The sequence below is a fragment of the Nocardia abscessus NBRC 100374 genome (assembly GCF_000308455.1).
Lineage (GTDB): Bacteria > Actinomycetota > Actinomycetes > Mycobacteriales > Mycobacteriaceae > Nocardia > Nocardia abscessus.
In genome coordinates this window covers 63,481-87,527 of record NZ_BAFP01000003.1, presented here as the reverse complement: position 1 = coordinate 87,527, position 24,047 = coordinate 63,481, and the positions used below count along the sequence as shown (strand labels likewise).

Genomic DNA, 24,047 nt, shown 5'->3' with positions numbered 1-24,047 from the left:
ATCATTCCGCGCAGTAGACAGCGTCAACACCACGCTGGCAATCAGCAGGACTCCACAGAGCAACACAGACTGGATCATCGGCAGGCCACTTGGCGGTCGGCGCGGCACCCGACGTACGGGTCTCCCAAAAATACTTCTCACCAGCATTTTCATGCCCTCTGCGTGTTCGCATTACGGCGCATACGTGCACTCCCACGGTTTCCAGGGCGGATCGATCCGGCATGGTGCGTAGATAGGACAGCGATCCAAGAGTTACATTCAAGCAATCACATAATCCTCAACAAGAGGTTTAGCTATGTGACAATTGTGGCTATTGTGATCATTGATACATCAGGAAGCAATCTGAATCGCAGGTGATCGCCGGTTCGACCTGATTGGAGACGCTCGTGCGGTACCGCAAACCGAAACGCTCCTACGTGCTCCCGGTAGTCACGACCCTCGCGGTAGCGGCACCGCTCGCCACCCTCGCGCTCGACGATTCGACCGACTACCACAGCGCCAACAACACCGGACCGGCCGCCGTACCGGCCGAACTCGCCGAGGTCGCGCTCACGAACGCGCCCGATACCGTGCTGCCGCTGCGCGAACTCACCGGGCTGAGCCTGCCTGATCTGCATCTTTCCGATCTGCGCATGCTGCCGATTCCGGAGTCCATTCCGAATGCCGACCGACCACCCCTACCATCGGGCGTGCCGCGGCCAGAAGAAATACGACTACCCAGTTCTTATTCCGGCCAAACCTCCGGCCCGAACATTTCGAGTCCGACACCCGACCGGCCGAATTCCCCAGCTCAGCCGATTCCCGAACGCGTACCGGGCAGTGTGCGCTTCATCGCGGATCCCGCCCGGCTCCAGCCCGGCACTACTCCCGACACGCCCGCGCTGTCTCCCGGCGCCGTGACCCCCCAACTGATGAGCCAAGTAGGGGCCCAGGTGAAGGAACTCTCCAGCGAGACTCCCTTCAGCATGGTCGCGTTCACCGCCAAGGAGTTGGCCGACACCACGGCCACGATCCGCGCTCGGCAGCCCGACGGCACATGGGGGCCCTGGTACGACGCCGAACCGGTCGACACTCATCGCACCGACCGTTCCGGCCCCGGCGCGACCAACGGCACCGAACCGATCTATGTCGGCGACACCAACGCGGTCCAGGTCCTGGTCACGCACAAACAGGCGGCGGCAGAGACGATCCGGCCGGTGGCCGAGACCGCCCCCATCGTGGACGACCCGGCCGCGCAGGCGGGCGACCCGGCCCGGCAACCCGTGCCGCACTCCGACGACCCGGCCCAGCAGCCCGCCGACCTGACCGCCGTGCTCATCGATCCGGGCCGCGGCGCCGTCGACGGCGCGCTGCACAACGTCGCCGCGGAGCTGCCCGGCGGCGGGCCGAGCGTGATCACCCGCGCCCAGTGGGGCGCCGACGAATCCATCCGCTGCGATCAGCCGACCTACGACGACCACATCGGCGGCGTCACGGTGCACCACACCGCGGGCCGCAACGACTACAGCAAGTCCGAGTCGGCGGGGATCGTCCGGGCGATCTACACCTACCACGCGAAAACGTTGGGCTGGTGCGACATCGGCTACAACGCGCTGGTGGACAAGTACGGCCAGGTCTTCGAGGGACGCTTCGGCGGCCTCGACCGCCCGGTGCAGGGTGCGCACGCGGGCGGGTTCAACGAGAACACTTCCGGCGTGGCCCTGATGGGCAGCTACGAGTCCGAGCAACCGACCGAGGCGTCGATCGAGGCGCTCGGGGCTTTCGTGGGCTGGCGCGCCAAGGTCGCCGGGCTCGATCCCAAGGGCCACACCACGATGTACTCCGAGGGCACTTCTTTCACCCCGTATGCCCAAGGCGAAGCGGTGCGGTTGCCGATCGTCTTCGCGCATCGCGACGTCGGCAACACCACCTGCCCCGGCGACGCCGCGTACGCGCTGATGGATCGGATTCGCGACATCGCCGCCGGTGCGCCGGGCGCGCCCGGCACGCACGACAGCCAACCCCCCGCACCCAGCGAATCGGATGTGGCGGCCCTCGCCGCACTCACCACCAAGCTGCTGAACATGGTGCACGACAACATCATCGCCAGGCACTGGTCGCAGTCCGGGGGACCGAACGGACCGCTCGGGCCCGTGCGATCCGACGTGCTGCCCGCCGTGCAGGGCCAGCAGTACGCGCAGTTCTCCAACGGCTACGTCTACACCGCAGCGGACGGGCAGGTCGTCGAAGTAATCGGCACCATACTGGACCGCTTCCTGCAACTCGGCGCCGACGCGGGCGTCCTCGGACTCCCGCTGCGCAACGCCTACCCGGTCCCGGACGGCCTGCGCGCCGACTTCGAGCACGGCTCACTGATCCTCAACCAGCTCACCGGCATCGTCACGACGGTGTGGAAGACCTACAACGACACCTACCAGGAGGAAATGAGCCGCAACCCGGTCGCGGCCCAGGTGAGCGCCCCGGTTGCGGGTCGAACACCGGCTCCGGACAGCGCGCCGGTTCCGGCTGGTACCCCCGCACCCTCCATCGGCCCTGCTCCGGAGGCGCGAACCCCACTCGCCCAGGCTCCAGCGGAGGCGGGCGCTCCGACTCCGATCGGTCCCGAGGGACAGACCCCACTCACCCAAGGACCCGCAGAGGCAGGCTCCCCGACTCCGGCCGGTCCCGAGGGACAGACCCCACCCACCCAAGGACCCGCAGAGGCAGGCTCCCCGACTCCGGCCGGTCCCGAGGGACAGACCCCACCCACCCAAGGACCCGCGGAGGCGGGCGTTCCAGCCTCGCTCGGTCCGTCTCCGACAGGCGCGCAGAAGCCGGATGCCGTCCAGCGACCGCACGTTCCAGCACCCGAGGTCGCGCCCCCTTCCGGAGACACGTTCGCGAACTCATCGCCGTCCCCCGAAGGTTGATCGCGAACGACCCGACCTGATCCGGAGCCCGCGTACGGTGCGCGGGCTCCGCGTCGTTCCGGATACTTCACCGCCCGCACGAGCCGCGTCCTCTGCCGACCAACGCGACCGAGCATCGCCCGTTCGCGGCGCCGCGAAGCGAAACCCAGCTCACGCCCACCAGCGTTCGAGGACGCGTGCGACTCCGTCGTCGGAGTTCGATTCGGCGATCTCGTCTGCCGCCGCGAGGGCCTCCGGGTGGGCGTTGCGCATCGCGACGCCGTGGCCGGCCATGGTGAGCATGGGGACGTCGTTGGGCATGTCGCCGAACGCCACGATGGTGGCCTCGTCCACGCCGAGTCGCTGGGCGACCACGGACAGGCCCGCGGCTTTGGTGATGCCGGGCGCGGACAGTTCGATGAGTCCGTGCTCGGTCGAGTAGGTGATGTCGGCTCGTTCGCCGATCAGCGGAGCGAGCACCGTGCGCATATCCGAGCTGCGCGCGCCCGGCAAGCGGATCAGCATCTTGATGGCGGGCGCGTCGATGACCTCCTCGCGGGCCACCGAGGTGTCGTCGGGGTTCAGCCAGGCGTGCTCGTACTGCGGCGAGCTGACGAACTGCGGGGTCACCGCGTCGTGCGCGCTCTCGCCGACGCGTTCGGCCGCGAGACCACAGCCGGGCAGCGCCCGCTCGGCGACGTCGGCGAGCCAGGAGAGCGTCGGCACGTCCAACGTCATGCTGGCCAGTACCCGGTCGGCGGCGCTGTCGTAGATCACCGCACCGTTGCCGCACACGCACAGCGGCGCGTAGCCCAGGCCCTGCACCACCGGGTCGATCCAGCGCGGCGGACGCCCCGTGGCCAGCACGAACGGCACACCGTCGGCGATCAGGGCGCCTACCGCCGCCTTGGTCCGCGCGGTGACCCGCTCGTCGTGATCGATGAGCGTGCCGTCCACATCGGTGGCGACCATCTTCGGCTTGGGCAGGTGCAGGGGCGTCACCCATTCCATCCTGCCGGACGGCTTCCGCCTGGTTCCCGGCCCCGTGTCCGGCCATGCCTCGGACATGCCCGGATGTCATGTGGCACGCGCGCCGCCGACCACGTCCTTATGATCGGGGGCTAATACCGACGCTGGCCCGCCCAGCCGAAAGACCAGAGGACTGATGACCGGCTTCCTGCTACGACGCGCGCTCAACTATGTCGTGCTGTTGCTGCTGGCTTCGTTCCTGACGTTCAGTCTGGCGTCACTGACGTTCCGGCCGCTGGACAGTCTCGAACAACGCAACCCGCGCCCGCCACAGGCAGTGATCGACGCCAAGGCCGAGGAGTTGCATCTCAACGATCCGATCCCGCAGCGCTATCTCACCTGGATCAAGGGCATTCCACAGGGTGACTTCGGCACCACGCTGGCCGGTCAGCCGGTCAGCGAGGAACTGCCGCGGCGGGTGGCGGTGAGTCTGCGGCTGCTGGTCGTCGGCTCGCTGGTCGGCACGGTGCTCGGCGTGCTGATCGGTGCGGCGGGTGCGATCCGGCAATACAAATTCAGCGACTATTTCACCACGGTGATCTCACTCCTGGTGCTGAGCACGCCGGTGTTCTTGCTCGCGACGCTGTTGAAATACGGTGCGCTGGAGATCAATTCGCTCACCGGAACGCAGATCTTCCTCTATACCGGCGAGACGTCGGCGAACAAGATCGAAGGGTTCTGGCCGCAGTTGCTCGACCGCATCCAGCACCTGGTGCTGCCCACCACCGCGCTGGCCCTCGGGGCCATGGCCGGTTACAGCCGCTACCAGCGCAACGCCATGCTCGACGTGCTGCAGAGCGATTTCATCCGTACCGCTCGCGCGAAAGGTCTCACCCGCAGCAAGGCGCTGTACAAGCACGGTCTGCGCACGGCGCTGATCCCGATGGCCACGCTGTTCGCCTACAGTCTCGGCGGGCTGATCACCGGCGCGACCTTCACCGAGAAGATCTTCGGCTGGCACGGCGTCGGCGAGTGGCTGGTCGACTCGATCAACGCCCAGGATCTGTATGTCGTGGTGACGGTGACCGCGTTCGCCGGCCTGGTCGTGCTGGTGTCGGGTCTGCTGTCCGACATCGCGTACGCGATTCTCGACCCGAGGGTGCGTGTGGGATGACAGAAGCCGAAATCATCGTCCAAGGCGCTCCCGAGGTCACCGCGACCGGACGGCGCAAGCTGGTCCTGCGGCGCTTCCTGCGTAACAAGCCGGCCGTCGCGGGTGGCTCGATCCTCATCGCGCTGTTCATCGCGAGCTTCGCGCTCCCGCCCCTGCTGCCCTACGACTATCAGCAGTTGGACTACACCGCCCTGCTGAAGCCGCCGAGCCTGGAGCATCCGTTCGGCACCACGCAGATCGGTCAGGACGTGCTCGCGCAAACCTTGCGAGGATTGCAGAAGTCCCTGGTCATCGGCCTGTGCGTCGCATTGTTGTCCACCACCATCGCGGCGACCGCAGGTTCGCTGGCCGGCTTGCTCGGCGGGTGGACCGACCGCGCGATCATGTGGCTGGTCGACCTGCTGCTGGTGGTTCCGAGCTTCATCATCATCGCGCTGTTCGCGCCGCGCACCAAGGGCAGCGGTTCCATCGTGCTGCTCATCGTCCTGCTGTCCTGCTTCGGCTGGATGATCTCGGCGCGGATCGTGCGCGGCCTGGCCTTGAGCCTGCGTGAGCGCGAATTCGTCCGGGCCGCACGGTACATGGGCGCGCCCACCCGCACGGTGATCCTCAGTCACGTGATCCCGAACATCGCCTCGATCCTGATCATCGACACCACCCTCGCCGTCGGCGCGGCGATCATGGCCGAAACCGGGCTGAGCTTCCTCGGTTTCGGTGTGCAGCCGCCGGATGTGTCGCTGGGTTCGCTGATCGCGGCGGGCACCAAATCAGCGTTGACCTATCCCTGGCTCTTCCTGTTCGCGGGTGGTTTTTTGATCATCACCGTGCTGTGCGCGAACCTCGTGGGTGACGGACTGCGCGACGCGTTCGACCCCGGCGCGAAGCGGGCTCGGTCGAAGAAGAAGGCGAAAGCATGACGAGCGCAGGAGCAACCGAGAAGACGTCCTCGACCGCGCCGCTGCTGGAGATCACCGATCTGCGGGTGTCCTTCCCCAGCGAGGAAGGCCGGATCGACGCGGTCCGCGGCGTCACCTACACGGTGTCCGACGGCGAGGTGCTCGCCATCGTCGGTGAGTCCGGTTCGGGCAAGTCGGTGTCCTCGCTGGCCGTGATGGGGCTGCTGCCGGAGCAGGCGCGGATCACCGGTTCGATCCGGTTCCGCGGACGCGAACTGCTCGGGCTCGGCGATCGCGAACTGTCCAAGCTGCGCGGCAGCGCCATCAGCATGGTGTTCCAGGACCCGCTCTCCGCGCTCACGCCGGTGTACCGGGTGGGCGATCAGATCGCCGAAGCCCTGCTGGCCCACGGCAAGATGGGCAGGAGCGAAGCCGCCGAGCGCGCGGTGGAGCTGCTCGACCTGGTCGGCATCCCGGATCCGGAGATACGGGCCAAGGCGTTCCCACACGAGTTCTCCGGCGGTCAGCGCCAGCGCGTGGTCATCGCGATGGCGATCGCGAACGATCCGGCGCTGATCATCTGCGACGAGCCGACCACCGCGCTGGACGTGACGGTGCAGAAGCAGATCCTCAACCTGCTGCGCAAGGCGCGCGACATCACCGGCGCCGGCGTCATCATGATCACCCACGACATGGGCATCGCCGCGACGCTGGCCGACCGCGTAGCCGTCATGTACGCGGGCAGGATCGTCGAAACCGCCACCACCGAGGACCTGTTCAACGCGCCGCGGATGCCCTACACCGTGGGACTGCTGGGCTCGATTCCGCGCATGGACGGCCCGGCCCGGCGTCCGCTGATCCCGATCGTCGGCGCACCGCCCGCCATGCACGCGCTGCCGCCGGGATGCTCGTTCGCGCCGCGCTGCCCGGTCTCGATCGAGGAATGCACCGCCGCGGAACCTCCGCTGGAGCCGATCGGACCCGGGCACACCGCCGCCTGCATCCGGACCGCCGAGATCGGTACCGACGCGCTGTTCGAGGCCTATCGCAGCGAGATCTCCGAGCCGGACGCCGAGGCCGAGGTGGAGTCGGATGTGGTGCTGCGGGTCTCGAATCTGGTGAAGGTTTTCCCGATCACGTCGGGCGTGGTGCTGCGCCGCCGCAAGGGCGAGATCAGGGCGGTCGACGGCATCAGTTTCGAGGTGCGCCGTGGGCGCACCTTGGCGCTGGTCGGCGAGTCCGGCTCCGGCAAGTCCACCACGCTCACCCAGATCCTCGATCTGGTCACCCCGCAGGCGGGCGCGATCGAGATCATGGGCAGCGACGTCGCGTCGCTGAGCAAGGCACGCAAGCGGGAGATCCGCCGCAAGATGCAGATCGTCTTCCAGGACCCCACCGCCTCGCTCGACCCGCGCCTGCCGATCTTCGACGCGGTGGCCGAGCCGTTGCGCATCGACAGGCGTCCGAAGGCCGAAATCGCACGCCGTGTCCCCCAACTGCTCGAGCAGGTCGGCCTGCGCCCCGAACACGCCGACCGCTACCCCACCGATTTCTCCGGCGGCCAGAAGCAGCGCATCAGCATCGCCCGCGCGCTCGCCCTGGACCCGGAACTGCTGGTGCTCGACGAACCGGTCTCCTCGCTGGACGTCTCGATCCAGGCCGGTGTGCTGAACCTGTTGCGCGACCTGCAGACCGAGCGCGGGCTGTCCTACCTGTTCGTCTCACACGATTTGTCGGTGGTGCGGAACCTCGCACACCACATCGCCGTGATGTATCGGGGCAAGATCGTGGAATACGGCTCCGCCGAGCAGATCTTCGCGGCGCCGACGCACGAATACACCCGGGCGCTGATCGACGCCGTGCCGGTGCCGGCCGTGAACCGGTAGGAAAGGGAGCACGATGCGAATCCGGTCCACCCGAGGCTGCACCCGGCGACGCTCAGCACGCTGGGCGGTCCCCGTCGTCGCGCTCGGACTGGTGGTCGCGGGGTGCGGGGCGAACGACGGCGAGTCGGCGACCGGCCTGTCCGACGCGCTCGGCACCACCAGCGATGTCAATCCCAAGAACCGCGACGAGGTGCGCGAGGGCGGCAACCTACGCCTGGCGGTCACCAGTTTCCCGGCGAACTGGAACACACTGTCCACCGACGGCAACGACGCCGAGATCGGCGATATCGAGCGCCCCCTCATGCCGCGCGCGTTCGACGTCGACGCGGCGGGCAACCTCACCGTCGACAAGGACTTCTTCACCGATGTCGCGCTGACCGGCACCAATCCGCAACAGGTCACCTACACCATCAATCCCCAGGCGGTCTGGTCCGATGGCAATCCCATCACCTGGGAGGACATCGCGGCGCAGGCACACGCGCTGAGCGGTCGCGACAAGCGCTTCTTGATCGCGATCACCAACGGCTTCGAGTTCGTCGAAAAGGTCGAGCGCGGCGTGGACGACCGGCAGGCCGTACTCACCTTCACCCATCCCTTCGGTGAATGGCGCGGCCAGTTCGCGGGCGACACCGCCCTTTTCCCGAAGTCCGTGACGGCGGATCCCGAGTCCTTCAACAAGGGGCTGGTGGACCGGCTCGGCCCCAGTGCGGGCCCGTTCGTGGTGCAGTCCACCGACCGCTCCCAGGGCCGGATCGTGCTGGGCCGTAACCCGAAATGGTGGGGCGAGACGCCCAAGCTGGACACCATCACCTACAGCGTGCTCGATCACGCGGCTTGGGTGGGCGCCCTGCAGAACAATGAGCTCGACCTCGTTCGGCTGGCCTCGATCGACGAAGTCAAGACGGTCCGCAATACCGACGGGCTGGTGATTCGCCGGGCGCCGGGCAACCGCTGGCGGCACATCACCTTCAACGGTGCGCCCGGCTCCATTCTCGCTGATTCCCGGCTGCGCGTCGCGATCTCCAAGGCTATCGACCGGCAGGGCATCGCGACCGCGACCCAGAACGGCCTGGTCGAAAACCCGAAGCCGCTGAACAACCACATCTTCCTCCAGGGTCAAGACGGCTACCAGGACAATTCGGCGCCGGTGGCATACGATCCCGACCAAGCGGCACGGGAACTCGACGCGCTCGGATGGAAGCTCAACGGCGACGTGCGGGAAAAGGACGGTCGCAAGCTGGAAATCCGCGACGTCATGTACAACGACCCGCTGTGGATCCAGATCGCTCAGATCATTCAGCAGAACCTCGCCCGCATCGGCGTGAAGTTGACCATCGATACCAAACCCGGTGCGGGCTATTTCACCGATGTCATCATCCCCGGTGATTTCGACGCCGCGCAGTTCATCTTCTCCGGAGACGCCTTCGCGATGAGCGATATCCGGCAGATCTACTACTACGACCCGAACGATCTGCAGGGCAACTACGGCCGTATCGGTTCGCCCGAGCTCAATGCGCTGATCGAGCGCACGCTGACCGAACTCGATCCGAAGAAGGCGATCGAACTGGCCAACGAGGTCGACCGAAAGGTGTTCGAGGAAGGACATTCCCTGCCGCTGACCCAGTCCGACGGCAGTTACGGCGCCCGCGCGGACCTCGCCAATATCGGCTCGCCCGGCCTGGCGTCCTACGACTACACCAAGATCGGATTCGTGAAATGAGACCAGCACAGCCAACCCGCAACCGCCGGAGGCAAGCACGGACCGTGATCGTTCGGGCTCTCACCGTGGGCACGGCGCTCGCGTTGTTGGTGGGCTGTGGCTCGGGCAACGAGGTGAAGTCGGGTTCCAGCTCGATCGGCTCGATCAACGACATCAATCCACGAGACCCGAGCGAATTGCGCGACGGCGGAAACCTTCGTCTCGCCATCACGGCTTTCCCCGCCACGTTCAATTCGCATCACGTCGACTCCGACGGTGACCTCACCGAGGTGGTCGACTGGACATTGCCGGGACCGATCATGGCCGACGCCGCCGGCGAGTTGTCGATCGACCACAACTTCTTCACCGACATCAAGTTGACCGAGACCGAACCCCAGCGAGTGGTCTACACCATCAACCCGAAAGCGGTCTGGTCCGACGGCAGCCCGATCACCTGGGAAGACCTGCGGTCCCAGGCCGAGGCGCTGAGCGGCCGGAATACCGAGTACCGGGTCGCCGCGACCCAAGGCTACAGCCGCCTGGCCAAGGTCGAACGCGGCGCCGACGACCGTCAAGCGGTCGTCACTTTCGCCGAGCATTACGCCGAGTGGCGCGGCCTGTTCAGCCAGCTGTATCCGAAGGAGTCGACCGAGACGCCGCAGGCGTTCAACGAGCGCGACCGCAACGGTCTCGCCAAGTCGGCGGGACCGTTCATGATCACCTCGGTCGACCGGGCGCAGCAGCGGATCGTGCTCAGCCGCAACCCGAAATGGTGGGGCGACACACCGAAGCTCGACACCGTCACCTACAGCGTGCTCGACTATTCGGCCCGCCTCAACGCTCTGCAGAACAACGAACTCGACGCCATTGATATCTCGGGCATCGAGGAGGTCAAATCCGCGACCAACTCGCCGGGCATCATCGTGCGTCGCGCCTCGCGCCCGTACAACTCGCACATTACGTTCAACGGCGCGCCGGGGTCGATTCTCGCGGATCCGCGCCTGCGCGTCGCGATCGCGAAGGCCATCGATCGCCAGGGCATCGTCACCGCGCTGCAGAACGGGATCGTGGAGAATCCCCGGCCGCTCAACAACCACATCTACCTCGACGGGCAGAAGGGCTACCAGGACAACTCCGCGGTGATCGCATACAACCCGGACGAGGCCGCCCGCATGCTGGACGAACTCGGCTGGAAACTCAACGGCGAGGTCCGCGAGAAGGACGGCCGTCAGCTGGTGATCCGGGATGTGATGTTCCAACAGGACACCTGGGTGCAGATGGCTCAGATCATGCAGCAGAACCTGGCGCGGGTCGGGGTGAAACTGGTGATCGAGACCTACCCCGGCAACGGGCTGTTCACCGATGTCATCGACCCGGGTAACTTCGACATCGCCCAGTTCAGCTGGCAACGAAGCGTTTTCCCCCTCGGCGCGCTGCCCCAGATCTACGCGTACGACCCGGCGAACACGCTGAGCAACAAGGGACGGATCGGATCGCCTGAGTTGAACGAGCTGATCGAGCAGGTCATCTCCGAACTCGACCCCGAGCGAGCGATCGAGCTGGCGAACAAGGCCGACCGGATGATCTTCGAGCTGGGCCATTCGGTACCCATCGCGCAGTCGCCCGGCAACGTGGCCGTCCGTGCGGAACTGGCCAACTTCGGCGCCTTCGGGCTGGCTTTCCCGAACTACCTCGAAGTGGGCTTCGTGAAGTGAGGCCGACCGGTAGCACGCAACGAGCAGGAAGGACCACCATGCGGATTACCTCTGCGTGCGCCCGGCTGGCCTTGTCGCTGGTCGTCGTCGGGCTGACGCTCACCGGATGCGGCGGCGACAATGACGTCGCGCCCGGCACCAGCACGATCGGCAGCACCAACGACATCAATCCGAGGGACCCGAGCGAACTGCGCGATGGCGGCAACCTACGGCTGGCACTCTCCAACTTCCCGGAGTCCTTCAACTATCTGCATGTGGACGGCGGAACGGAGACCGTCTTCTACATAGTCGAAGCGACCATGCCCACCGCCTTCGTCAGCGATGCGGCCGGGCAGCTGAGCGTCGACCACGACTTCTTCACCGATATCAAGCTGACCGGAAGCAGCCCGCAGCAGGTGGAGTACACCATCAATCCGAAGGCCGTATGGTCCGATGGCTCGCCGATCACCTGGGAAGATCTGCGGTCTCAGGCGAATGCCCTGAGTGGCAAGGACAACGCGTTCCTCGTCTCGGGCACCGCCGGTTTCGAACGGGTCGGCAAGGTCGAGCGCGGCGCCGACGACCGGCAGGCCGTGGTGACCTTCGACCAGCCGTACGGCGAATGGCAGGGACTGTTCAACCCGCTGTACCCGAAGTCGGTCACCGCGACCCCCGACACCTTCACCAACGCGGCCAAGAACGGGCTGCCGCTCAGCGCGGGCCCCTTCATGGTCACCTCCATCGATCGCAGCCAGAATCGCATCGTGCTGGGGCGCAATCCCCGATGGTGGGGTGATACGCCGAAGCTGGATTCCGTCACCTTCAGCGTGCTGGATCACTCGGCCTGGCTGCCTGCGATCCAGAACAACGAACTCGATATCGCCTATATGTCCGGCATCGAGAACGTGAGCGCGGCGCGCAATGCCAAGGACGTGGTCATCCGGCGCACGCCGGAGCCGACCTGGTCCCACATCACGTTCAACGGAGCACCCGGTTCCCTGCTCGCCGACCCGCAGCTACGGATCGCCATCTCCAAGGCGATCGACCGGCAAGGAGTGGTCACCGCCTCGCAGAACGGCGTCGTCGACAATCCCAAGCCACTGAACAATCACGTCTTCGTCGCGGGACAGAAGGGCTACCAGGACAATGCGGCGCCCATCGCCTACGACCCCGACGAGGCGGCCCGAATGCTGGACGCGCTCGGCTGGAAACTCAACGGCGATGTCCGCGAGAAGGACGGCCGCAAGCTGGAACTCCGAGACGTGATGTACCAGCAGGATCAGTGGGTGCAGACCGCGCAGATCGTGCAGCAGAACCTCGCGCGGGTCGGAGTGAAGCTGAACATTCAGACGGTGCCCGGCACCGGACTGTTCACCAACGTCATAGACCCGGGCAATTTCGATCTCGCCCAGTTCAGTTGGGGCGGTAGCGTCCTTCCGCTCGGCGCGTTGCGGCAGATCTACTACTACGATCCCAACAACTTGCAGGGCAACAAGGCGCGAATCGGCACCCCGGAACTCAACGCGCTGATCGACCAGACCCTCTCGGAACTGGACCCGGACAAGGCCATCCAGCTGGCCAACCAATGCGATCGAATGATCTTCGAAGAGGGTTACTCCATCCCGCTGCACCAGGCGGCGGGCACCTATGCCGCCCGGGCCGACCTCGCGAACTACGGTGCGTTCGGGCTCGCCTCGCGGGACTACACCAAGGTCGGCTTCCTGAAGTGAGAGTCGGATCGGGCCCGCTGGCCTATCCGCTCAGGGTGACGATCGGCGCCCTCACGGTCTGTGCCGCGTGGGCGCCGTTCGGCACTCTGGATCAGGTGGCGGGCATAGGGTCCGTCGTGCTCGGCGTGATGGGATACACCGGGTATCGGCTCGCTGTCGCCTTGGGCGTACTTCCGTCCTGGCGCACGGGCACTGCGCAGATCGTGCGGGTCACCCGCGTTCGCCAGCAGCACCGCCTGGTCAGCCGGTCGTGGTTACAGGTCGAAGGCACCGGACGTCCACGGTGGCTTCCGGTGTACTTCGACCCGGTGCTGGTCACCCTCACCGAATCCGAAGCGCAACTCGATGACCGCACGGTTCACGTCGCCGGACGACGCTGCTACCCGTCCGGCCGCATCCGCGACGTCGAACCACCCGGCCGTCTCGTCGACAACCCGAGCCGCCCCGACCCCGACGCGCCCACCCACATCGCGAAGGCCACCCGGCTGCGCCGCCGTCTCCTGCTCGACGCGCAATCTACTGTCGCCGCCCCTATCGCCGCGCTTTTGTGGGTCTACATCGATGGTGGTGGTTTTCCAGCCTTCCTCGCCGCCACCACCATCGCGGCCGCGTGCTCGATCTGGCTCTCCGCCATTCGGGGCTCCGATCCCACGTGACCGCCAAGCGATACCGCCGCGCCGGCTTTTCGCGGTGGACCACGGGCTGCACATCTCCCTGGGGAGAGCGCCCACGGTGCCCGACCCCGGTGGTGGGGCGGATCTCGAGCCGCCCCACCACCGGTACCGTCAGCCGCCGAAGCTAACGGTTCTTGCTAGTCGATACCGAACGGCGCGGCGTAACGAACCGTGCCGTGTGGCAGCGGGTGTGCCGGGTCGAGCGTCAACGCCATCAACGCCTCATCCGGCACCTCGATACTCAGGCCGATGCCGTACTCGGATGCCCGGCCGAAGCCGAAGCGCGGGTAGTACGTCGGATGACCGAGCACGATGACGAAAAGCTCGCCCATACGCGTCGCGGCCGCGAGCGCGGCCCGAATCGCGGTCGCACCCGCACCGGTCTTCTGGTACTCGGGCAGCACCGCGCACGGGCCGAGACACAGGGCCGGTGTGGTGTCGACGTGGCAGCGAGTCAGCAACGCGAAGCCGACCGGCGTGCCGTCCGGCAGCGTGCTGACAAGGGACAGACCGTCTATCCACGCGGGGTCGTCGCGCAGGGCGTCGACCAGATCGGCCTCTTCGGCCCTCTCGAAGGCCGCGCGGTTGATCTCGTGGATGGCGGGGATATCGGCATCGGTTTCGGCGCGCACACGCCAATCAATGGTGGGACTCAACTCGGATTCTCCGTGTTCTGATGGTCGGGCCCGGTCTGGGACAAGGCACCACCGTCACGCGAGCCGGATGGCTCGCAACACGAACGCCGGACGGAGAGAATCAGACCGGGACCCGGGGCAATAGGACAGTCCGGGCGTCGTGTGTGACGGCGGTCTTCGGCGCGGTCATCCCGCCCCACCTCCTTGGTGCACTACCAATCGAAATCGAACGACCGATGCTAGCGCCGGTGGTCGCGGACGGGCCAGCGAATTAAGGAAGCAATTCACGCAGGTGGTCTGACCACTTGACCTCCTGACCAATACGGCGCACAGTAGACGCATGGCGTTGCAACCTGTGGTCAAGCGGTCGGTGTCGGCGGATGTGTTCGAGCAGATCGCCGCGGATGTGCTCAGCGGCGAGCTGGCGCCGGGGGCGACCTTGCCCAGTGAGCGGCAGTTGGCGGAGGCGCTGGGGGTGTCCCGGCCCGCGGTGCGGGAAGCGCTACAGCGGCTGGCCGCGGCGGGGCTGGTGTCCGTGCGGCAGGGTGACGCGACGACCGTGCTGGACTATCGGCGCGGCGCGGGGCTCGAGGTTCTGCCCAGGCTGCTGGTGCAGGCCGGGGAGCTGGACCCGGCCGTCGCTCGCAGCATTCTGGAGGCCCGGCTGCACAACGGGCCGAAGGTGGCGGAGTTGGCCGCGCGCCGGGTCGGCGCGATCGGCGCCGGCGAGGTTCGCCCTCTGCTGGATGCGTCGGTCGAAGCGCTTGCGGTCGAACCGGATCCGATCATTCAGCAGCGGCACGCGATGGAGTTCTGGGATCACGTCGTGGACGCGGCCGACTCGATCGTCTTCCGGCTGATGTTCAACATGTTGCGCGCCGCCTATGAACCGGCGCTCGCGGCGCTGGCCCCGATCATGTCCGCCGAGGTGGGCAACGTCGAGGCATACCGCGAACTGGCCGCCGCCATCGCGGCGGGACGGCCGCAGAAGGCCGCCACCACCGCTCGGGCACTGCTCGAGCCGGCGACCACCGCTCTGATCGAGGTCCTCGGCGGACCATCGGTCACGCACAGCTAGGAACGAACATGACCAAATCCAAGGCATCCGAACGTGCTTCGGTCGAGTCCGAGGCGCGGGCACGGGTGCGCAGGGACGAGCGGGCACTGCGCCGCGGACTCACCCTCGGACAGGCCTTCGAAGAATTCCTCCGCCATCCATCGCCGTGGATGATCGGGACCACGCTGGTGAGCGCGGTGATCGCCCGGATCGTCGTGGGCGGCTGGCAGCCGACCGACCTGCTGGTGCCCGCCGTGATGCTGGCGATGTTCCCGGTCTTCGAGTGGATCGTGCACGTCACCGTGCTGCATTGGCGGCCACGGCGGCTCGGCCCGATCGCGTTGGACAGCGAACTGGCCCGCAAGCACCGTGAGCACCACGTGGACCCGCGCGACATCCCGCTGATCTTCATCCCGACGAAAACACTGTCGGTGCTGGTCGTGGTGCTGGTCGCGCTGGCGCTGTTCGTCTTCCCGCGGCTGGGCCTCGGGCTGACCTTCCTGATCACCATCACCCTGCTCGGCCTCGGTTACGAGTGGACGCACTACCTCGTCCACACCGACTACAAGCCGAAAGGCTCGCTCTACCGTGCGGTATGGCGCAACCATCGCCACCACCACTACAAGAACGAGCACTACTGGTTCACGGTCACCAGCTCGGGCACCGCCGACCGTCTCTTCGGCACCTACCCCGACCCGGCCACGACCGAAACCTCACCCACCGCCCGCAACCTGCATTCGGCCTGAATATCAGCCGCAGCGCACTGTCCAGCTGGACCCCGCGCAGTCGCATCCCGCAGTTCTGCGCCGGGTCCAGCACTCCGCATACCTTCTCGCCCGGTCGATTTCACTCATCGCCGCACATCAACGATACGTTTCTGTCCAGAAGAGCGAGCGCGCCGTTCGAGCGGCGCAGTCTCCGATCACTGAACATGAGGCCGGCCGCACGAAGATCACGCAAGGCCCGCTCGAGGCCGAGCTCCGACTGACGCGAGTATCCGTCGGAGAGTCCGACGAGGTCGATCATTCGCTCGACCGCGGCGTAGCAGTGACTGCTCGCTACCGTCTTCAGCACGTTGAAATGGATCTGATCCGGGATCCCGGACAAGTCATGAACATTGTTCTCAGACATCCGCGCCACGCATGTCCGAAGACAAGCCGCAACGATCTCCAAGTGCTCCCGTACCCGGCCGACTTCCTCGAGAGCCGAGTCCGAGTCGAGGAACGCTCGATGTCGCTTTCGTCCGCTCCAGCGCAGCACGCGTGACCACGCTTCTTCTGCACAGCCGAGCCAGGATGAGGCCCAGCCGACATGTGCCAACGGGCCGAACGAAGCCGCCGCAATCTGGGCGAGCGGAACAGTGAGCTCGTTCGACCGCGGAACAGAGCCGTCCAGCTCGAGCGCGACATTTCCGGTGGATCGCATCCCCAGCATGTCCCACGGCCGGCCCGCGGTGATTTCGAGATCACTGCGATCGGCATAGACCAGCGCCGTATCTCTGGGTGTGCGCCCCCCGGCCGATCTCATCTTTATGAGAAAGGAATCCGCGACGAGTCCGCCGGTCACGATAGGCGCGGTGCGGCGAATAGCGATCCGTCCGTCCCTGGCGGACGGACCAGGAGGACTGGTGAAGAGATCTCCCCCAGTGTCGGGCTCGGTGGTCACTGAGCCGATGTAGTTCCTCCCGCGACGGACTTGCTCCAGCACGCGCCCCCGTAGGTCATCGGAGCCATATCGCGCGATCGTCATCACCTGTTGGCTGTGCATGACCCACATGACCGCCACAGATAGCGAGGCACGGCCGAGTATTCGAGCCACCTGGGAATAGTCACCGATCGTCGCGGCGGTGTCATCGGCTTCCCTACCCGGCACAAACATCCCGAGCAGACCGGACGACCGCAGCTCCGCCAGAGCCTCTTCCGCGAACGCGCCGGCTCGGTCCGCAGCTACCGCCTCGCGACGTGCCACCGCGGCGACCGCCACCGCTGCCGCTCGGATTTCCGAACCTGTCGACCGTGTACTCATGAAGCAACCCCGGGCAGCGGCCGGCGCGTCATGACGTAATGGGACGCCGACGTCACAGTTGTCCCCTCGACTACGAGTTCGATCGGAATCGGATGACTCAGGAACGCCAGCAAGCTCGCCGTCAGGCCGTAAGCACCGACATTCGGGATCGCGAGCACATCTCCCACGCAGAGGCTTTCGAAAGATACGTTGGATACCAGGATGTCGGCCGGAGTGCACAGCGGCCCGGCCAGCGTACCGTTGAACGGTGCGGCCTGCTGTGACCGACCATCGGAAGTCGAGCCGATGCGTCTCGGCTCCAGTCGCGCGGCCAAGACTCTGCCCAAGCCGCTCATACCACCGAGGTGATGCACTCCAGTGTCCAGCACCGCGAACGTACTGCCGTGTGATCGCTTGACGTCACGCACGGTCGACAACAGTGTTCCAGACGTTCCGACCACACGCCTGCCGGATTCGAACGAGATGGCCGGTCTGCGATCCCGCCATCCCGGAAGCCACTCATCCAGCATCTGCTCGAGCCGTTCGCGCAACCGTGGATACGCTTCGTACTCACCCGGCACGCCGAAAGCCGCCGCGAATCCGCCGCCCAGGTCCACCTCACGTACCTCGAGCTGGTGCCGATCGATGAGTCTGCGCGCCTCCCGCGCGCTGTTGGCGAAGGACTCGAGCAGATCCGCTTCGTCCGCGATCTGGGTCGCCGGATAAAAATGCAGCCCACGAAAGGTCGAATGCAGATCGCCGGTGAGCAATGCCGAGAACTCACCGATTCCACTCGGGTCGACTCCGAACTGGCTCGGCCGCCCGCTCATCCGCAGACCGGCGCTGCCACGTGCCGGTGAGTTGACGCGGACGAGATATTCGACGAGGGTCCCGGCCTCGGCCGCCGCCTGTCCCAGACGAATGCGGTCCGCTACCGACTCGACAGAGAACTTGCGAACTCCCCGTGCTATCGCTTCGTCGAACTCCGCCCTCGACTTCCCGGGGCCGGTGAACATCGCGTCCGCCGTGGCCGACAGCGACTCCGCGATCCGTACTTCACCGATCGAACTCACTTCGAGCGCGAGGCCGCTCGCGTAAACCAAGCGCACGAGGTCGGGATGCGGGTTCGCTTTCACGGAGTAGTACAGGGCGCTCCCGCCCGGCAACAGTGCTGTGAGGGTGTCGATGGCCCGGACGACATCACGGACGTCGTACACGTAGAGCGGCGTTGGGTACGCCAGCGCAAGCCTCACCAGGTCGGCATCGTCGATAGTCACCGCGCTGTGCCCTTCGGAGAGAACTTCCCATTCGCGTTGACTGGAATTCGCTCTACCACCGCTGTGGCGGATGGAATCTTCGCCGAGTCCAACTCGCCGCGTAGCGCTTCGAGTAGATCCGGCGCGGACACCGAACCGGCGACCCACAGCTTCAGTTCGCCTGCCGCATCCGGACCGCAGTATGCCTGCAATACACCGGGCACTCGCTCGGCGGCGCGCTCTATCTCCAGTTTGGAAACGCGAATTCCGTTGTTCTTGAACAAGTCCCCACGCCGACCTTCCACGTACAGCAGGCCGAGTTCATCGACGCGACCGAAGTCGCCTGTCCGCAAGTCGATCTCATCATCCAGCGGCAGGTACCGTCGCTGTCGATCCGCCAGGTCGATCCGGGACACAGCAGGTCCGCGAACCACGATCTCACCGAGCTCGCCAGGACGCACGGCACGACCCTGCGGATCGCGTACCGTCACGTCGTGACCACTCAGCGGAGTGCCGACGTCATCGCGTGGTAGTTCGACTGCCGCGTACAAGCCGATCGAAACACGTTTACACTCACTGAGGCCGTACATCAAAGCCATGGTGACCTCCGGATGCACCATGGCCACGAGTTCCTGCAGGGGCGCGGGCAGCCGTTCACCTGTGTTGGTCACCATGCGTAACGGCGGGAGAACTCGACTTCGCTGAGCCGCGGTGAGATACATGCGCAGCAATGTCGGGACGACGGGCAGAACTGTCACGTTACGCTGCGCCAGCACTCGCGGAATCGCAGCACCTGCGCCTGCCTCCGCCAATGCGACGTGGCAACCCGCCGTGAGACTCAGCAGAAGTTGGTAGTACCCGTAGTCGAAGGCCAATGGCAACGCGCAATACACGACGTCGTCCGCGCGGTACCGCAGCCGGTCGGCGATCGTGTGCATGAGCAGACTCATCTGCCTCTGAGTGAAGCCGATCCCCTTGGGTCGACCAGTGGACCCAGAAGTGAAGATACCGAAGGCCAAGTCGTCCGCGAGAATTCGTCGACGATGCTCCGGTACCGGGGAATCGCCGTCAGAGATGAGCACCGCCTCGGGGTGGGCAGCCAGCGCGCTCGGCAGCGCCTCCACCGACGCGCGAACATCCGCTCGAGCCGAAATTACGGCGCTCGCTCCGCAGGTGCTGACAAACGCGACAACCTCGCGCGGCGTCGCGGTAGCACTGATCGGAACAACGACGATGCCTTCGATATGACAGGCCACCACCGTACGTAGAAACCGGTACGAAGATTCGGCCTGGATCAACACGATCGCATCGCCGACACAATCCCCGAACAGTTGCTTTGTACGCCTGCGCGTTTCGGCGACATCGAGCGCGAGTTGGGCGTGGGTAACCTCCACACGACCATCCGAGCACGCTATTTTGGATGGGTTGGACACCGCATTTCTCAGCACTGCGCTTTCGAGCGCACTCGCCAGACTCTCCAAACGTAGCCTCCCCCGGAGCATATCGATCCCCCATGCGTCCCTTTGCGGCCACAGTACCATTTCTCCGCGCCTGGGCAAGTCCGACCGATACTTATGGTCCCCGAACGCCCCGCTCGGCGGAATCCGCAGCGCGGCGGCTTCTTCGAAGGCGAGCCGGCATCACCTCCGGCAAGCCGCGTCCTGTGGCCCCCGATGCGAAAGCCCGCTGAGCTCACGAGGACTCGTTGACACGTGGACGAACCGAACCTATGCTACGACCAGCGAGGCTGGACAGCGCCATCGCACTTGGGGAGGGAGTACCCATCATGGGCATATTGATTTCTGTCGTGGTCAACAAAACGCACGCAGAATTACCTCAGCTCAGCTGAGTATTCGCGACAAGTTGCGCTCTGCGAGAGAACTCGATCGACACGCGCACATTTCTCGACATGTGCGACAGCAGATTCTCTCGAATTCCTGCATCGATTTCAGCTAGCGCACACGGACGACATAGGGCTGCAAAAAAATAAATTGCCCTATCGCTCTCCGTGTTCGCGCAATCGGTGCTGCCAGAAATAGACATCGAGAGACTACGATAGTGAATGAGTCAAATGATCGACTCGGCTCTCCCTGCGTTGTGGTCCTGGCAACTCCCGCACCAGTTACGCACAGAACCGCAGAAGAGAACCTCGGCATCGGGTACTTGGCCGCGGTGCTACGGAATCACGGCGTCACCGTCGTAGTAATCGACGGTTGGCTCGAAGGGCTGAGTACCGAACAACTCGCATCCAGGATCAGCCGCCACGACCCCGATCTGATCGGATTCTCCTGCTACCGCACCAATATGGAGCGCGCGATGGAGACGATCCGGCTGGTGCGTGACTCCGGGTCGACCGCCTTCTCCGTGGCCGGCGGCTACGGCCCGACTTTTCACGCCGAAGAGTTCGTGCGAGCGGGCTTCGACGCTGCGGTGCGCGGCGAGGGCGAGATTCCGTTGCTCCAGCTCATCGCGCACGTCAGATCCGGGACACCATCACTAGCCGCGATTCCGGGTTTGACCCACCGGAACGGCGACGACGTGGTGCACAATGCCGCCCCGGCGCCGAAGCTGCCGATGGACGAGTTGCCCCATCCCCAGCGGGACACCTTGAGCTTGACGATCGCCCGTCGAAGTCTGGTCCACGTGCAGAGCGCCCGCGGGTGCCAAGCGTCCTGCACGTTCTGTTCCATCGTGGCGTTCGAGCGCATCGCTCCTGGGCCGACCTGGCGACAGCGCACCATTGAGAACTTCGTCGACGAGGTGGAAAACCTGTGGCGTAGGGGCGCCACGCATTTCAAGGTCATCGATGACAGCTTCATCGAGCCGCCGCGGGATGCCGAGTGGTGTACGGATCTGGCCGATGAGATCGAACGTCGAGGGATCTCCCCTCGGTTCCGGGGATCGATCAGGGCTGACCGCGCATCGGATGGGGTGCTGCGTGAGCTGGCGAGGGCGGGGTTCTTCTCGTTCTCCTGTGGCATCGAGAACTTTTCCGCATCCGCGCTCCGACGCATGGCCAAGCGAGCGGATGTGCCCGCGAACTGCAGAGCCCTGAACGCGATGAAGCGCTATGGCCTCTATGTCCAAGCCGGCCACATCCTCTTCGATGACGGCACGACGGTGGCGGAATTACAGGACAACTACTTATTGATGAGAAGGTACAACTGGACGATATCGAAAGGCATCTTCACCGAGATGTATGCGGCTGCGGGGACGAACTTCACCCGTAAACTGCGGAAGACCGGCGAGCTGATCGATGCCGACTCACTCGGTAATAGCCGATACGCCGTCAGAGACCGCACCGCGCGCGCCGTGTACAGCGCATTGAAGAAGTGGCACAGCCATCACTCGGCCGTATACGACAAGGCAATAGATCCGCTCTCCGCCCCGAAGACATTGGCTGCCGATGAGCTGGACACGTTCCACCAAATCTCGGTACAGCTTCGCGACAAAGACCTCGACTTCTTCGGTGCCGTACTCGATATCGTCGCCCAGGACATCTCGATCAAAACGATCGAGCAGGAGGTCGACGAATTACTCGACCAACAGCTGCGGGTATCGGATGACTGGTACGCCGCGTTCGAGCGGGAAGTCGAAGCCGCATACGCGCACGCCGGTTTGGTCTACGACGCGGATCCCAACCCTTTTTTGTGCTAGCAGCAAATCGGAACTCGTGACTATGAGGAAACCATGACGGAAATTACAGAGAATGAGGCCGAGGCGGGTTCGGCGGTCGCGAAATTCCCGTGGGAGCGTTCGTCGGAGCTCGTGGGCAAGTCCATCCAGATCGACCCTAAAGAGCATTTCGACCGGCAGGTCGGGCCCATCGAGCATCCGGATCTGGACGAATGCCCCATCACCATCAGGAATATCGGCTGGACACTCGGAAACGATTGCCCGTATCGATGCACACACTGCTATTCGATGTCGGCTCGTGAGAAGGGTATGAACTTCTCCGTCGACATCATCGACCGCATCGTCTCCGAACTCGCCTCGAACGGCGTCGAAACGGTGAACCTCGGTGGAAACGAGCCCCTGTTCACGAATGGCGCGAACCCCAGAGACACCCTGCTGCCCTACATCCTGGACGCCCTCAACGAGGCCGGAATCATCGTGGGCCTCACCACGTCCGGCATCACGGCGATACACCTCGAGCGCGATCACAATGCGCAGTGGCGCAAGCTGAACGATCTGGACGTGAGCTTCGACTCGCCGTTCGAGGACGAGCACAATGCGAATCGGGGCGCCAAGATCTACAAGCAGGCAATTCGCACTCTGCAGCTCGCGAAAGACTACGGCATCGACCACACCGTCATCATGTGTGGGATGAACTGGAACTTCACACCCCGCCATATCGAAGCGATCCTGGAGCTCGCCGCCAAGTACGATGCGCATATCCGGATCAATCCGATAAAGCCGGTCGAACCTGCTCACATGGATTCTCTTCTGACTGCCGAACAGTACTACGAAGGGTTCGCCATGCTGATGGAGCATTGCGATCCGATTGATCTCGGTGAACCGCCTATCGCCGCGGTTACCGACTATCAGGGAGCCAAAGGCTGCCCGTGTGGTCGCACTTCGTTCCGCATCCACTCGATCACGCCGGACGGTCGCATTCCGGTGTCACCCTGTGTCTACCTGCACGACTACAAGATAGGTGACCTGCGAAAGGACAGCTTGTACGACATCGTCCGGTCGCCGCAGTTCCAGTCGTTTCGTCGTCGAAATGCGAATCCCGAAATGGTCGAAGGCTGCGCAGGATGTTCGATGTTGCACAGCTGCCGTGGCGGCTGTGCCGGGCGGTCTTACCTGCACAACGCACACGTAACCGGCAAGCGTTCACTGTTCTCGAGGGATCCTTACTGCCCGCGAGATGTGCAACCCCAGCAGCAGTTCCCGCAGAAGCCTGAGGCGCCGACCGACATCAGGCTCGTGCATATGGACTATCTCTGCACCTGGATCGGAAAGCCGCGCGGCAGCTAAGCTGCTGCGCATGGACAACAGCAAAACACTGGCGCTCGGCAAGGCGTTCCTCGGCAAGCATGTCCGGGTGGTTATCGACCGGCCGTTGGGGTCACACCATCCGACCGACGGGTTTCATTACGACCTGAATTATGGCTACCTGCCAGGCGTCCCTGCGCCCGATGGTGAGGATCTCGACGCATATCTCATAGGACCGACCGGTCCGGTTGCCGAATCCGAGGGCTTGTGTATCGCTGTTGTGCATCGCTTATACGAGGATGACGACAAACTTGTGGTTGTTGAAGACGGGGAACAAATTTCTGATGAGCGAATCAAGGAACTCGTGTGGTTCCAGGAAGGCGACCGGCCGTACACAATCGTACGTTCGGCAGCCGGTAACGACTGAACTCACGCGTGATTCGGTATTCGCCGGCGGCCTGGTCGACCGGCTGCCCGCCACTACCGTGGAGCAGATCCGCGTTCGCCTGGGTTATCGACGACTTCGCCAGATAGAAGCTCCGAC

At 64.9% G+C, this 24,047-nt stretch carries 18 protein-coding genes; 13 read left to right on the top strand and 5 right to left on the bottom strand.

Annotation, left to right across the window (positions count from 1 at the left end; all coding sequences use genetic code 11):
- Window positions 1–386 precede the first annotated feature (386 nt).
- Window positions 387–2,909, top strand: coding sequence for an N-acetylmuramoyl-L-alanine amidase (locus ON19_RS00910; RefSeq protein WP_083899081.1), 2,523 nt, complete (start codon window positions 387–389; stop codon window positions 2,907–2,909).
- Window positions 2,910–3,059: 150 nt separating this feature from the next.
- On the opposite strand, the gene ON19_RS00905 is transcribed toward ON19_RS00910, so the two are convergent.
- On the bottom strand, window positions 3,060–3,899 hold the full coding sequence (locus ON19_RS00905; RefSeq protein ID WP_043684845.1) for a Cof-type HAD-IIB family hydrolase: 840 nt from the start codon (window positions 3,897–3,899) through the stop codon (window positions 3,060–3,062).
- A gap of 154 nt (window positions 3,900–4,053) precedes the next feature.
- On the opposite strand from ON19_RS00905, the gene ON19_RS00900 reads away from it, so the two are divergent.
- Genes ON19_RS00900 through ON19_RS00870 form a run of 7 tightly spaced genes read left to right on the top strand, consistent with a single transcriptional unit; the run spans window position 4,054 to window position 13,592 of the window.
- On the top strand, window positions 4,054–5,031 hold the full coding sequence (locus ON19_RS00900; RefSeq protein ID WP_043684840.1) for an ABC transporter permease: 978 nt from the start codon (window positions 4,054–4,056) through the stop codon (window positions 5,029–5,031).
- Window positions 5,028–5,948: an ABC transporter permease gene (locus tag ON19_RS00895; protein WP_043684837.1), complete on the top strand. Its 921-nt coding sequence runs from the start codon at window positions 5,028–5,030 to the stop codon at window positions 5,946–5,948. Before ON19_RS00900 ends, ON19_RS00895 begins: the two co-directional genes overlap by 4 nt.
- Window positions 5,945–7,813: an ABC transporter ATP-binding protein gene (locus tag ON19_RS00890; RefSeq protein WP_051168405.1), complete on the top strand. Its 1,869-nt coding sequence runs from the start codon at window positions 5,945–5,947 to the stop codon at window positions 7,811–7,813. The genes ON19_RS00895 and ON19_RS00890 overlap by 4 nt, the downstream gene beginning before the upstream one ends.
- Before the next feature lie 13 nt (window positions 7,814–7,826).
- Window positions 7,827–9,533: an ABC transporter family substrate-binding protein gene (locus ON19_RS00885; protein WP_043684833.1), complete on the top strand. Its 1,707-nt coding sequence runs from the start codon at window positions 7,827–7,829 to the stop codon at window positions 9,531–9,533.
- A complete protein-coding gene (locus ON19_RS00880; protein ID WP_043684830.1) occupies window positions 9,530–11,227 on the top strand; it encodes an ABC transporter family substrate-binding protein in 1,698 nt (565 codons plus the stop codon). Before ON19_RS00885 ends, ON19_RS00880 begins: the two co-directional genes overlap by 4 nt.
- A gap of 38 nt (window positions 11,228–11,265) precedes the next feature.
- Complete coding sequence (locus tag ON19_RS00875) at window positions 11,266–12,936, top strand: ABC transporter family substrate-binding protein (protein ID WP_043684827.1); 1,671 nt, start codon at window positions 11,266–11,268, stop codon at window positions 12,934–12,936.
- Entirely contained in the window at window positions 12,933–13,592 is a 660-nt protein-coding gene (locus ON19_RS00870; RefSeq protein WP_227954544.1) for a hypothetical protein, read from the top strand. The genes ON19_RS00875 and ON19_RS00870 overlap by 4 nt, the downstream gene beginning before the upstream one ends.
- Window positions 13,593–13,747: 155 nt before the next feature.
- Here ON19_RS00870 and ON19_RS00865 read toward each other — a convergent pair whose 3' ends face one another.
- Complete coding sequence (locus tag ON19_RS00865) at window positions 13,748–14,266, bottom strand: GNAT family N-acetyltransferase (RefSeq protein WP_043684823.1); 519 nt, start codon at window positions 14,264–14,266, stop codon at window positions 13,748–13,750.
- A 319-nt stretch (window positions 14,267–14,585) separates the two neighbouring features.
- Here ON19_RS00865 and ON19_RS00860 point away from each other — a divergent pair, with 319 nt between their 5' ends.
- Window positions 14,586–15,323 carry a FadR/GntR family transcriptional regulator gene (locus ON19_RS00860; protein WP_043684820.1) on the top strand — a complete coding sequence of 246 codons (738 nt, stop codon included), beginning with the start codon at window positions 14,586–14,588 and terminating at the stop codon, window positions 15,321–15,323.
- A gap of 8 nt (window positions 15,324–15,331) precedes the next feature.
- Window positions 15,332–16,048 carry a sterol desaturase family protein gene (locus ON19_RS00855; RefSeq protein WP_083899071.1) on the top strand — a complete coding sequence of 239 codons (717 nt, stop codon included), beginning with the start codon at window positions 15,332–15,334 and terminating at the stop codon, window positions 16,046–16,048.
- Window positions 16,049–16,148: 100 nt separating this feature from the next.
- Here ON19_RS00855 and ON19_RS00850 read toward each other — a convergent pair whose 3' ends face one another.
- Genes ON19_RS00850 through ON19_RS39865 form a run of 3 tightly spaced genes read right to left on the bottom strand, consistent with a single transcriptional unit; the run spans window position 16,149 to window position 20,043 of the window.
- On the bottom strand, window positions 16,149–17,327 hold the full coding sequence (locus tag ON19_RS00850) for an acyl-CoA dehydrogenase family protein (protein ID WP_063709372.1): 1,179 nt from the start codon (window positions 17,325–17,327) through the stop codon (window positions 16,149–16,151).
- Window positions 17,324–18,583, bottom strand: coding sequence for a type III PLP-dependent enzyme domain-containing protein (locus tag ON19_RS00845; RefSeq protein ID WP_051168403.1), 1,260 nt, complete (start codon window positions 18,581–18,583; stop codon window positions 17,324–17,326). Before ON19_RS00845 ends, ON19_RS00850 begins: the two co-directional genes overlap by 4 nt.
- On the bottom strand, window positions 18,580–20,043 hold the full coding sequence (locus tag ON19_RS39865) for a class I adenylate-forming enzyme family protein (RefSeq protein WP_157229552.1): 1,464 nt from the start codon (window positions 20,041–20,043) through the stop codon (window positions 18,580–18,582). The genes ON19_RS00845 and ON19_RS39865 overlap by 4 nt, the downstream gene beginning before the upstream one ends.
- Window positions 20,044–20,620: 577 nt before the next feature.
- Between ON19_RS39865 and ON19_RS00835 the strand changes: the two genes are divergently transcribed.
- The 3 genes from ON19_RS00835 to ON19_RS00825 are packed head-to-tail and all read left to right on the top strand — an operon-like array spanning window position 20,621 to window position 23,930.
- Window positions 20,621–22,219, top strand: coding sequence for a B12-binding domain-containing radical SAM protein (locus ON19_RS00835; protein WP_306307014.1), 1,599 nt, complete (start codon window positions 20,621–20,623; stop codon window positions 22,217–22,219).
- 33 nt (window positions 22,220–22,252) lie between these two features.
- On the top strand, window positions 22,253–23,545 hold the full coding sequence (locus ON19_RS00830; protein WP_051168401.1) for a radical SAM/SPASM domain-containing protein: 1,293 nt from the start codon (window positions 22,253–22,255) through the stop codon (window positions 23,543–23,545).
- 10 nt (window positions 23,546–23,555) lie between these two features.
- Window positions 23,556–23,930, top strand: coding sequence for a hypothetical protein (locus tag ON19_RS00825; RefSeq protein WP_051168400.1), 375 nt, complete (start codon window positions 23,556–23,558; stop codon window positions 23,928–23,930).
- Window positions 23,931–24,047: the final 117 nt, after the last annotated feature.